This window comes from Bacteroides sp. B1-V-101, from assembly GCF_023656585.1.
Lineage (GTDB): Bacteria > Bacteroidota > Bacteroidia > Bacteroidales > Bacteroidaceae > Bacteroides > Bacteroides thetaiotaomicron.
In genome coordinates, this window is the sequence record NZ_JAMOKH010000004.1 from 212,760 (window position 1) to 224,407 (window position 11,648).

Here is an 11,648-nt window from a genome sequence, read left to right on the forward strand (position 1 = left end):
TGATGATGAAGAAAATATTAATCTTATCCGCAGCAACGCTCGTGTTGAGCAGTTGCGGTATCTACAATAAATACAAACCTGTATCGGAAGTCCCCGAAGGACTTTATGGAAGCGAAACCGTCGCTTCCGCCGATACGGCGAACTTCGGTAATCTCTCGTGGAGAGAGGTCTTTACTGACTCGTATTTGCAGAATTTGATCGATTCGGCTTTGGTACGGAATACGGATATGCAGACAGCGCATCTCCGTGTGAAAGAAGCGGAGGCTTCGTTGCTGACGTCCAAGCTTTCTTATCTGCCCTCTTTGTTTCTCGCACCGGAAGGAGCTGTGAGCAGCTTCGACCGTGGCAAAGCGACTCAGACCTACTCATTGCCGGTGACTGCCTCGTGGGAACTGGATATCTTCGGAAAGGTGACCACGGCCAAACGTCGGGCAAAAGCGGCCTATGAGCAGAGCAAGGAGTATGAACAGGCGGTGAAGACGCAATTGGTGTCTGCCGTGGCAAATACTTATTATACCTTGTTGATGCTCGACGCTCAATATGAGATTTCCGTGTCCACCGAAGCGGCATGGAAAGAGAGCGTGCGGACAGCCCGTGCCATGAAGAAGGCCGGTATGATGACCGAAGCCGGACTGGCTCAGACGGAAGCCACCTATTATAATATATGTACGGCAGTGCTCGACCTGAAAGAACAAATCAATCAGACGGAGAACTCAATGGCTTTGTTGCTGGCGGAAACACCTCACAAGATACAACGCGGCAAACTGGAAAACCAGCAGTTGCCGGAAGACTTCTCCGTAGGGATTCCTTTGCAGATGCTTTCCAACCGTCCGGATGTACGTAGCGCGGAGTTCTCTTTAGCGCAGGCATTCTATACGACGAATGCTGCCCGTGCTGCTTTCTATCCTTCCATCACGCTGAGCGGGAGTGCCGGATGGACAAACAGTGCCGGTAGCATGATTATCAATCCGGGCAAATTCGTTGCTTCTGCCGTAGCTTCACTGACGCAACCTTTATTTAACAAGGGAGTGAATATCGCCCAGCTGAAAATAGCGAAGGCACAGCAGGAAGAAGCCCGCCTCAGCTTTGAACAGACATTGCTGAACGCAGGTGTGGAAGTAAACGAGGCACTGGTGCAATATCAGACGGCCCGTGAGAAATCCGCTTTCTACGATAAGCAGATCACCTCTTTGCAGACTGCTGCCAGAAGCACTAGTCTGTTGATGGAACATAGTAATAATACTACTTATCTGGAAGTACTGACCGCACAGCAGACATTGCTGAACGCCAGACTTTCACAGGTAGCCAATCGCTTTACCGAAATCCAGGGCGTGATTACACTGTATCAGGCTTTGGGCGGAGGCCGGATGTAGGAGGATAGTATGAATCCTGAAAAAGTACGGTGTCAGATAATCGAATACACCAAACACGAGATGTATCTGCACGGTGCTGACGGACTGACCATGGATGACATAGCCAAGGGGATGAAGATGTCGAAGCGTACGCTTTACAAGCTGTTCTCCAGTAAGACTTGTCTGTTCCGCATCTGTCTTTCTGATTTCACCAACGGGATCAGAAGTCGTCTGAAACAAAGTCAGATGCGGATGGACAGTTCGTGTATGCAGGTGCTTTTTGCCACAGTGAACGGGTATCTCACGCTATTGCATTCGTTAGGAAAGACTTTATTGCTGGATATCGCCGCGAACGAAGATTACAGCGCTTCCTTCAAACGGGAAGAGGCCTTCTGGTTGCAGCAGTTTATCGACGTACTGACGCATTGCAAAATCTGTGGTTACCTGCTTCCGGGAGTCGATCCGGATCGCTTTGCGGCAGATTTGCAGGAGGTTATTTATCAGAGTTGCCTGCAAGGTACTCCGTATGTTGTTCAGCGGACGCTGAACCATACTCTCTTACGAGGGCTTTTTGAGGTGGACGGCATTCGGTATATTGACGAACACCTGAAACTGGATAAATTTAATGTTTGTGTATGAAAGGAAGGGCGTGTATTGCTTTTTAAGCAGGCACGCCTTTTTATTTGTTTGAAATGAGTTATTCTCTGAAATTCCCGATCATGTGATATATTAAGTTGCTTTTTAAATCTTGTCAATTAAACCCGGAGATAAGCAGAAAGGCAGTTAACCGTTGGCAGGTTAGTATAAACGCTTTTATTCTCATGCCTTTGAGAACATTTTCTCATCGCATTGAGAAATAATTCTCAAAGGCATGAGAACTTTTTCTCACTGTGGTGAGAATTTTTTCTCAAAGGCATGAGAATACTTTGAGAATATAGCAACTTGTATCATGCTATGTATTAATCGGATAGCAGTATAGCAGTATCTGTCTTATGCCTGCTATTTTATGACTGCCTCAAACGCTCAATCTCTAATAATGTAGTTTCCCGCTTGTTTGGTAAAAGCGGCTGGGCTATCCTTTGTCTCCGTATGAAAACTTGACAAATGATCAATCTAAAGCCCTTTCACCACATCGACAGACAAACCCGTGCATTCTGCTATCACATCATCCGCTATACCTTTCTGCTTGAAATTACGGGCTATCTCTATGGTTTGGTTGTGCTCTTTAAGCGCGGAGAACACCAGACCGGAAAGATATTCAAGTGTACTGTACAAGCGTTCCCGATTTTCCTTCCGCTGATAATCCACACTAAAAAATGTGGAACGCTTACGGTGTAATATCAGGTAGTATGTTCCGGCAGTAAGAAGTCCCGCTATTATATCAATTGGGATACCCGTTCCTTCAAACAAATTTTTGTATTCTTCTATAGCCACTTTGTAATGCTTTTCCCTGCTTCGTGCCATACGTCTTGTGGTCGAATTGTCTGCTTCGAGTTCCCACACTAGCAAGTGCTGCATATCGGTATTGTCATATAAGTAATTTGCCAAAGCCTTTAAGGTGCTTTTCATGATGTCCTCGTTGGCTTTGTCTGTAGGGTGCTCTTCATCGAAAAGATCGTGCAGCCAATAATCAGAGATGTATGCGTACTTATCCAGCAACCGCTCAATATTCTTATAGTTATTGAGCAGGACGGACATTTGTATGTCGGCTCTTTGCATAATATCCGTAAAGGTAATTTGCGCCAGACCTTTTTCACTTGCTAACTGACGGATGGCATCAAACACGTCCGCTTCCAGTTCGGCGCGGGTACGGCGTGCACGTTTATTCTTCGATTGTTCCATGTTTATTTCTTTGTTGCATACAAAAGTATGAAAAATAAGTATAAGTCACTTATTTTCCTTTATAAAACAGATTTATGAAACGGCTCGGTCACTGAACAAATTTATTTCTATCTTTGTCTTCTTAGTATTTAGAGAATAGAAAAACAAAGAACACTGGGGAAAGCAGAGTGGGTAAGGGAACGGCTTTCTCTACGAACGTATCTTTTGAGTATTATTTAAATCAGTAGAAAATGGGGAATTTAATTTCGTTTATGAAGGAAGTAGCCGATGGGTTGCGGGAAAGTGGGAATTATGGGACCGCCCATATTTACAGGAGCAGTATGAGTGCAATCCTTGCCTTTCATGGAAGTGATAAGCTTCCTTTCCGGAAAGTAAGTCAGGAGTTTCTTAAAAGTTTCGAATCGTATCTGCGTGGCAGGAACTGTAGCTGGAATACAGTTTCCACTTATATGCGTACGTTGCGTGCAGTGTATAACCGTGCGGTCGACCGCCATCTTGCGCCTTATGTGCCTCATCACTTCCGGTATGTCTATACAGGAACGCGCGCGGACAGGAAACGTGCGCTGGATAAGGAAGACATGGAGCGTCTGATGAAGGAACTTCCGAAACAGCTGTGTCAGGACAACAAGGAACTACAGCGTACTCGTGGTCTTTTCTTTTTAATGTTTTTACTTCGTGGGATTCCTTTTGTGGATCTTGCCTATCTGAAAAAGCATGATATCGATGGGAATGTAATGACTTACCGCCGTCGAAAAACCGGCAGGTTATTAACAGTGACTCTTGTACCGGAAGCTATGAAGCTGATCAAACGGTATATGAATACCGATCCTGCTTCTCCCTATCTTTTTTCGCTGATCACCAGTGGAGAGGGAACGGAAGCTGCTTACAAGGAATATCAGCTGGCATTGCGCAACTTTAATTATCAGTTAATGATTTTGAAACAGGTTTTGGGATTGACATCTGAAGTAAGCTCGTACACTGCCCGTCATACCTGGGCTACGATGGCATACTATTGTGAGGTACATCCCGGTGTTATTTCCGAAGCGATGGGGCATTCTTCCATCACCGTGACGGAAACGTATCTGAAACCTTTCAAGAATAAGAAAATTGATGAAGCGAATGTAGCGGTTATTTCTTCCTTAAAGAAGGTCTATAGTGCAGGTAAGTTCTTGAATTAGAGAACTGTTACTTTGTAGGTAACGGGGAGATAATACGCTGCAAAGATGAACATATTTTGGAAAACATGCAAACAAAAAAGATATTTTTTCTGATAAACTACTAAAAAAAGGAAATACACCAAACAAAACTGCGGATTTTTTGTGAAGAACACACCATGCTCTCTTATTATTGCAAAAGATTTCCCTCCCCTCTGCTGCTATTCTAAAGCAGGGGTTAAATATATTTTGATACTTATGTTTCTTGTCTACCCTTTAGACGCTTCTTCAGAAGTAGCTACAGGCTGTTTCCCGTTACCTACAAAGTAACGGGAAGGTGTTATTGAAACTTAGTGTTTAATAATATATTATTAATGTAATTTTTAAGTAGTTATGAAGAAAAAATTTATTAGAGTGATGTTTTTCGGAGCATTAGCGCTTTCAACTGTCACCTACGTAGGCTGTAAGGACTACGATGATGACATAGACAATCTGCAAACTCAGATTGACGCAAACAAAGCTAGTATCGAAAGTTTGCAGAAGTTTGTTGATAATGGTAAGTGGGTTAAAAATGTAGAACCTATTGCAGGGGGATTCAAGATTACATTTAACGATGACAAATCTTATGAAATTGTAAATGGTGCCAAAGGTGACAAGGGAGATAAAGGGGATACAGGTGCTCCGGGTGTAGCAGGTGCTGATGGTGCTCCGGGCTCAAAGGTTACTATTGATCCGGAAACAGGAGAATGGTTGATCGATGAAAAACCAACTGGCTGGTTTGCAAAAGTTGAAAATGGTAAAGACGGTGAACCAGGAAAAGACGGCGAAGACGGTAAGGATGGTGAAGACGGTAAAGATGGACAATCACCTTACATCGGAGAAGACGGATACTGGTATTTCTGGGATGCAACAGTAGGCAAACTTGTACAGGGAGATTACGCACAGACAAGTGTATATATCGTAAAAGGAACAGACCGTCCGAACTGGGTACTTCATGTAGGATCTCAAAACGCTGACGGTTCATATACTGATCAAACTGTTATTTTGCCATCTGCTGACAAGATTTCAAGTATGAAGGTGATAACAATCACAAACAATAAGATTGAAGTTCCTTCTACTGCCGTTGATATTAATATGTATTACGGACGTGCTAAAAAAGATTTCGAATTTAACGGAGTGAAATATACTGCAGGCGATTTACTGACTTCAAAAAGTGCTTTTGTCACTGCATTAATCAATCCTGTTGATCTTGAACTTGGTGCATATACTATTGGGCTGACAGATTCTAAAGGTAATACTAACTACAAGATTTCAAATGTAGCTAATAATATGAGCAAGGAGCCGTTATCACGTGCAGCCGACAAAGAACCGACAGCTAATAAAGGTGTATTTGATTTGAGCATTGCTGTTGCTGATGGTGTAGCTTACAGTGATCTTGAAGGTAGTAACGAGTATGCGTATGCTTTATCTACAAAAGATGCTTTTGGTAAAGAAATTCTTTCTGATTATGCAATAAAGGTAAAAGCTAGCAGTGCTGCACAGACTTGTAATCCCTTTAGTGTAGAAGCAATGTATCGTACAAAACATAACTTAGATGAACTTGTAGGAGACAAGATGAATAATGCTGTAGATTTCTATTATGCTATCGAAGGTGCTAATAGAGGTACTGCTGAATTGATGGGTGTAGAGTTTGACGCTGCTGCCAGAACTATTTATGCAGATAAAGAAGGTAACTTGGTAGTGACTGTTCATTATCTGAAAAATGATGGCTCAGAAGCAACTGCTGATATGACTATCTCATTTAAAAATATTGTACTTAACTTCACTGTTGCTGATATGGCCTGGACTATCACTCCGGATGCTAAAAAACAATGGGTTGCTTCTGATGTAACAAATATGAAAGATTTGTTCAGACAAGGACATTACAATATTGCGCTTGATACGAAAGAAGGAATAGCCTATACTAGTGGCAAGATTCGTGTTAACGGAAAAGATTTTGAATATGAAGATGGTAGTGTGACATTCGAATTAGTAGCAACTGACATTGATGGTGAAAAGATTCCATTTGTTAGTGAAGCTACCTATAAAGATGGTATTAAGTTCTATGTAGTAGCTAAATTTGATCCTGAAAATGTCGCTGCAACATCTCACAATGTTAAGTTGAACATTATTGATAAGAATGATGCTGATAAGGTAGTGTATTCTGCTGATTTTAAGGTAGTTGTTAAACAAGACAATGATGCAATCTTTAAGTTTGAACCATTAGATGCATACTTTGATAAAGCTAAGGCTAATGCTACAGCGTTTGGTGAATTGAATGCTAGTGGTGATAAGATTTTGTATAACTTGAATAAACTATTCAGTGTATCTGCAGATGCTCAGTATATCACATTTGAAGAAACAGTACCTACATTCAATGGTGTGAAAGCTGCTGCATGGCTGACTGGTTTAACTGATGCGATAAGTGTAGATCCGATGAAGGATGTTAAAGAAGCTGACGGTGTAGCTGATGAAGATAATGCAGGTGCATACTCTGCACGTAAGTTTGTTTCTACTTATCTTCCGTTTGGTAATGAACGTCTGGCTGCTTATAGCTATCCTTACAGTCTGACTGTTAAATCACCGATTAAAGAAGGTAAACAGAACGGCATTACTAACAAATCTCTGTCTATGGATAAGAAGAGCTTTGATTTCACGATGAATAAAACTGATATTAAGTGGCAAGATGTAAATATGAGTGGTACTACTTATATTGATTGGGCTACTGAAACCAGAGTTGAGAAATATACTGTAGCATTAAGTGAAGTAGCTGCCGGATACGTAACAATTCAAGTAGGAACAGGTACTTTGCACGAAGGTACCGACCCGGTTGAAATTAATCAAGGTGATAAGATTACAGTTGCTCTGAAAACTAGTGTAACTGATATCCAAAATGACGTGGCAGGAACTGATAGTTATGTTACTATATCTGTTAAGGATAAATGGGGTGCAACAACTCAATGTAAAGTTAACGCTCCACTTAAGAAGAGACAGTAACTCAAAAACAAATAATAAGGTCATTTGGGTGAAAGCTCGGACTTAATTAATAACTCTAATCTGAGAGCATCCCTTTTTATTTTGTAGGGATGCTCTCTCTTTAAAAAGAAAAGAGGTGAGTATGAATAGAAAGAATTTGTGGATAACTGTATTCGTCTTAATATTGGGTGGAACGATGGCATCTGCACAAGAACGGCAAATCAAAGAAGAAGGAAAGACTACATTTAAACCTCATTGGTTTATGCAAGTTCAAGATGGCGTAGCTCATACAGTTGGCGAAGCCAAATTTGCCGATCTTATATCTCCGGCTGCTGCAATCAACCTGGGCTACCAGTTTGCTCCTGCATGGCGGGCACGAATAGGTGCCAGCGGATGGCAGGCAAAAGGAAGATGGGTTTCTCCACGACAAGATTATCAGTTTAAATACTTGCAAGGTAATGTGGATATCGTATCTGACCTTAGCACACTGTTTTGTGGTTTCATCCCCAAGAGGGTATTCAATGGTTATGCATTTATTGGTGTAGGACTCAACCATGCTTTCGACAATGATGAGGCTATTGCGCTTAACACGAATGGCTACAAGATGGAATACCTTTGGAAAGATCATAAGAATTTTGTAGCAGGACGTCTCGGCTTAGGATGCAACTTACGTCTGAACGACCGTTTGGCTATTAACATCGAAGGCAATGCCAATGTGATGTCTGATAAGTTCAACTCAAAGAAAGCTGGTAATTCCGACTGGCAATTTAACGCTTTGGTAGGTTTGAATATAAAATTTGGTAAAGGCTATACAGAAACCAAACCTGTATACTACGAACCGGAACCTGTTGTAGCAGAGCAACCGAAACCTGCTCCTGTGGTAGAACAACCGCAGCCTAAAAAAGAAGTGGTAACAGTACAGCCTATGAAACAGGATATTTTCTTTGTTTTGAACTCAGCACGTATTCAAGATGATCAAAAATCCAAGATTGATGAGTTAGCAGAATATTTGCAAAAGAATCCATCTGCAAAAGTACAAGTGACCGGCTATGCGGATGTGAATACCGGTAATTCCCGAATCAATAAAACATTGTCTGAAAAGCGAGCTGTTAATGTCGCTGATGCCTTGAAGACTAAAGGAATATCGACCGATAGAATTATTGTAGACTTTAAAGGAGACACTGTTCAGCCATATAAAACACCGAAAGAAAATCGTGTAAGTATTTGTATTGCTGAATAAACAACAGTATAAACAAAATATTGTAAGACGTATAAGAAAAAATGTTGCTTCATTGGAACGAAAGTATCTTTATTAATAAAAGGTATCATTGATACTAAATTCCCGAATGCGACTACTTTGCGGTTATACGCCTCTGTGAAGTGGTTGATAATCGTATTTCTCACTAAGGATTTCCCCACATCCTTAGTTTATTTTAGTGAAAAGAGGAAAGGTCTGCACTTGTGAAAGACCGGACTTTTCGCCAACTCTATTCAAAGGACGTTCCTATTTCCCCTTTTTCCCCGGGAACGTCCTTTTTTTGCATTTTTCTTTTTCCGATGTATTATCTGCAAGGTATTTTGAATCTCAAAAAATAATCAGTCGCAAAGTTTATAGGTTAGGATATAATTCGCTACATTTGTAGAATACCGAATAGAAATAAACTATCAAGCATTGATCTATAAAAATATGAATCAAAAGAACGAAGTTGTAATTTATCAATCTAATGATGGAACAATCAAAGTAGATGTTTTATTTGAAGGTGAAACTGTATGGTTGTCTCAGGCGCAACTATGTATGTTATTTGGCAAATCGAAATCTACTATCAGTGAGCATATAGAAAATATTTTTGAAGAAGGTGAACTGAATGAAGAAGTGGTTGTTCGGAAATTCCGAACAATCACGCAACATGGAGCTTTGGAGGATAAAACACAGAGTCACAAAGTTAACTATTCAAAAAAGAAGAGGCTTAAATTATTATTTTGAGACTCTTCTTTTTTGATTGCTTCTTTCTTGGTTGTTATTTATTACTTTTCTGCAAATGTATTCAGAGAATGTGGTTGCAGAGTAGCACTTAAATAGCGTTTGCCTAGTTTTAATGTCACCTCCTTAGCTTCATCATTAAAGTTTCCGGCTATGACTACTTGTTTTTTCTGTGGAGTCATAACCACCATTACCGGTACTTTTTCTTCTTTGGCTGCCTGGTAAGCAATGATGCGTGATCCCGGAGTTATATAGTGGCTGTAATGTTTCACCGCATAATACTCGGGAGTGTAAGTCGCGGTTCCTGCCTTTGAATCTACGTGAATCAAGGCATTTTGTTTCCAGCCCCATCCGCTGAAACCTCCATCATATAAGATGGCATTCCAGAAAGTATATTCTTCGCAGCCATTGCCCAGATAATGATTCATGAGACCGAAGGTATGTTCGGCAGCTTTCCAGTCAAACGATCCCCATCCGCATTCGCTTTCTGTCTGTACATATTTGTATTGCGGATATTTGGCGCGAAGACGAGGAAGAATCTGTCCGCCTTCCCATTGGAAACCGACGCCTTCTATAGTTTCCGGCATACGTGGATCAGACAATACCTGATCGATCACATCGTAACGGTTGGTATTGATTGTCCCTAAATATAGCTTTATCTCCGGATGTTGTTTCTTTAATGTCGGGCCCAGATATTCCGTATTGAAACGGATGATACCTTCGGCTGTCCAGGCACATCCCGGATAGTTGGTATAACTCCATGATTCATTTTGGAACATGACCATGGATACAGGAATGCCTTGCTCCTTATACGCATCAATAAATTTACAGAAATAGTTTGCGTATGTTTGCAGATAGCGCGGGTCTTGTATGAAGTAATCGTTTACTGCCAGTTGCTGCGGGAAAACTCCGTTTTGTTTTTCTGAGCGATCTTCGTAGAGGGCTACGTCTGACAAAGGAGACATCTGATTCTGATTGCGGTCACTACGTACTGAATAATAGTGATTGATTTTCATCCAGGATGGGGGTGACCAGGGAGACGTCCAGAAAGTCATGTTCGGATTGTACTGCTGGGCGGCTTTGATGAAAGGAATCAGTGTTGTCTTGTCACGGTTGATATTGAAATGCTTCAGTTGAAAGTCACCGGATACTTCATCGCAACTGTACCAGTCGCGGGCATAGTCGTTGGCATTCATCGAAAAACGCCCCATACTGAATTTCAAGTCTCCTTCGGGAGAGAAAAGTTGCCGGAGGATTGTCTCCTGTTGTGCTCTTGGGAGCATATTGAGTGCGTCCCATCCCAGCTCGTTGAAACAGGTTCCCCAAGCCTTGAAGATACTGCCGTCTTCCGAACCGTCTATCTCAAGTATAGGAGTCTGTCCGGCATTTGTCTGTAATTTGATCTTTGACTGTTGCCAGGTGTTTCCTTCCGTACTGCTAATCCATTCGTAGGATTGTGCGTGCATACTGCCCGCAGACAGGGTCAATGCTAACCCGCTCACTAAAGTGGCATTCTTTAATATGTTCCTCATATTTCTATATATCCATTATTGGTTGTTATTAATAAGTTTCTATGGTGATATTGGCCTCCGGTAATCCTTTGGCAGAGACAGTGAGATGAATGTTTCCTGCTTGCATATCGGGCTGGACGATAGCGATCGCCTTTCCTCGGAATGCTTTGGGAGTCAGGGAACGGAAACTTCTCATCTCATCAGCACTTCCGTTTCCGGAAGCTATGACCGAACCTTTCCCACTCGATTTGATTTCCAAAGGAATGTCACAGTCGGGAATTACTCTTCCGTCTTTGTCGAGAACTTCAATTTTTACGTATGACAGATCATTTTTATCGGCTTTTATCTTAGACCGGTCGGCAGTCAGACGGATACTTGCCGGACTTCCGGTAGTGTTGAGTTCGGCCGAAGCAGTCTCTTTTTTCCCTTTTACGATGCAGGCTTTTAATTGTCCCGGTTCGTAGGGGATTTCAAAAGAAGCGGTATAAGTGTCGGGAGTCGTTTCTTGCTCGCCTATCAGACGATTGTTCAGATACAGTCGCACTTTGGGTGAACGGCTATAAACGTGTACCGTCATCACTTTGCCTTCCATTTCTTTCCAGTTCCAGCTTAGTAATTCGTTTTTCCATCCCCAGTAGTTGATATCTTCTCTTTTTCCGTCTGTTACAGGCGGTTGAACGGCCAGTGAAATATCCCGTCTGTTCCAAAGTATATCCCGATAGTAAGATTGTGGTTTCTTGTCTCCGCAGAGGTCGATGTCTCCGCACCAGGCGTTGTACCAAGGCCATCCCAT

Annotated in this window: 9 protein-coding genes; 6 read left to right on the forward strand and 3 right to left on the reverse strand. The window is 41.8% G+C overall.

All coding sequences use genetic code 11. The annotated features are described in order from the left end of the window. Window positions 1-5 precede the first annotated feature (5 nt). The gene (locus tag NBH01_RS05485) at window positions 6-1,373 is read left to right on the forward strand and encodes a TolC family protein (protein WP_054960338.1); all 1,368 of its coding nucleotides are present in this window, start codon (window positions 6-8) and stop codon (window positions 1,371-1,373) included. 9 nt (window positions 1,374-1,382) lie between these two features. Further along, complete coding sequence (locus NBH01_RS05490; RefSeq protein WP_234140867.1) at window positions 1,383-1,991, forward strand: TetR/AcrR family transcriptional regulator; 609 nt, start codon at window positions 1,383-1,385, stop codon at window positions 1,989-1,991. Window positions 1,992-2,465: 474 nt separating this feature from the next. Here NBH01_RS05490 and NBH01_RS05495 read toward each other — a convergent pair whose 3' ends face one another. Then, entirely contained in the window at window positions 2,466-3,194 is a 729-nt protein-coding gene (locus NBH01_RS05495) for a hypothetical protein (protein WP_008761146.1), read from the reverse strand. Between the two features lie 230 nt (window positions 3,195-3,424). On the opposite strand from NBH01_RS05495, the gene NBH01_RS05500 reads away from it, so the two are divergent. From NBH01_RS05500 to NBH01_RS05515, 4 genes are all read left to right on the forward strand, one after another. After that, a complete protein-coding gene (locus tag NBH01_RS05500) occupies window positions 3,425-4,372 on the forward strand; it encodes a tyrosine-type recombinase/integrase (protein ID WP_117860394.1) in 948 nt (315 codons plus the stop codon). A 369-nt stretch (window positions 4,373-4,741) separates the two neighbouring features. Then, complete coding sequence (locus tag NBH01_RS05505) at window positions 4,742-7,384, forward strand: collagen-like protein (protein ID WP_250700027.1); 2,643 nt, start codon at window positions 4,742-4,744, stop codon at window positions 7,382-7,384. Window positions 7,385-7,505: 121 nt separating this feature from the next. Further along, window positions 7,506-8,603: an OmpA family protein gene (locus tag NBH01_RS05510; RefSeq protein WP_234140871.1), complete on the forward strand. Its 1,098-nt coding sequence runs from the start codon at window positions 7,506-7,508 to the stop codon at window positions 8,601-8,603. Window positions 8,604-9,050: 447 nt separating this feature from the next. After that, window positions 9,051-9,347: a virulence RhuM family protein gene (locus NBH01_RS05515; RefSeq protein WP_234140873.1), complete on the forward strand. Its 297-nt coding sequence runs from the start codon at window positions 9,051-9,053 to the stop codon at window positions 9,345-9,347. Between the two features lie 41 nt (window positions 9,348-9,388). Here the strand turns inward: NBH01_RS05515 and NBH01_RS05520 are convergent, their stop codons facing one another. Both NBH01_RS05520 and NBH01_RS26645 read right to left on the reverse strand, forming a co-directional pair. Further along, on the reverse strand, window positions 9,389-10,876 hold the full coding sequence (locus NBH01_RS05520) for a glycoside hydrolase family 30 protein (RefSeq protein WP_374692533.1): 1,488 nt from the start codon (window positions 10,874-10,876) through the stop codon (window positions 9,389-9,391). A gap of 28 nt (window positions 10,877-10,904) precedes the next feature. Then, a complete protein-coding gene (locus tag NBH01_RS26645) occupies window positions 10,905-11,648 on the reverse strand; it encodes a DUF4982 domain-containing protein (protein WP_317207510.1) in 744 nt (247 codons plus the stop codon).

Bases quoted from the DNA above. Each gene is read 5' to 3' on its own strand.
- NBH01_RS05520 (WP_374692533.1), bottom strand. From the start codon at position 10,876: ATGAGGAACATATTAAAGAATGCCACTTTAGTGAGCGGGTTAGCATTG.
- NBH01_RS05490 (WP_234140867.1), top strand. From the start codon at position 1,383: ATGAATCCTGAAAAAGTACGGTGTCAGATAATCGAATACACCAAACAC.
- NBH01_RS26645 (WP_317207510.1), bottom strand. From the start codon at position 11,648: ATGGGATGGCCTTGGTACAACGCCTGGTGCGGAGACATCGACCTCTGC.
- NBH01_RS05505 (WP_250700027.1), top strand. From the start codon at position 4,742: ATGAAGAAAAAATTTATTAGAGTGATGTTTTTCGGAGCATTAGCGCTT.
- NBH01_RS05515 (WP_234140873.1), top strand. From the start codon at position 9,051: ATGAATCAAAAGAACGAAGTTGTAATTTATCAATCTAATGATGGAACA.
- NBH01_RS05510 (WP_234140871.1), top strand. From the start codon at position 7,506: ATGAATAGAAAGAATTTGTGGATAACTGTATTCGTCTTAATATTGGGT.
- NBH01_RS05500 (WP_117860394.1), top strand. From the start codon at position 3,425: ATGGGGAATTTAATTTCGTTTATGAAGGAAGTAGCCGATGGGTTGCGG.
- NBH01_RS05495 (WP_008761146.1), bottom strand. From the start codon at position 3,194: ATGGAACAATCGAAGAATAAACGTGCACGCCGTACCCGCGCCGAACTG.
- NBH01_RS05485 (WP_054960338.1), top strand. From the start codon at position 6: ATGAAGAAAATATTAATCTTATCCGCAGCAACGCTCGTGTTGAGCAGT.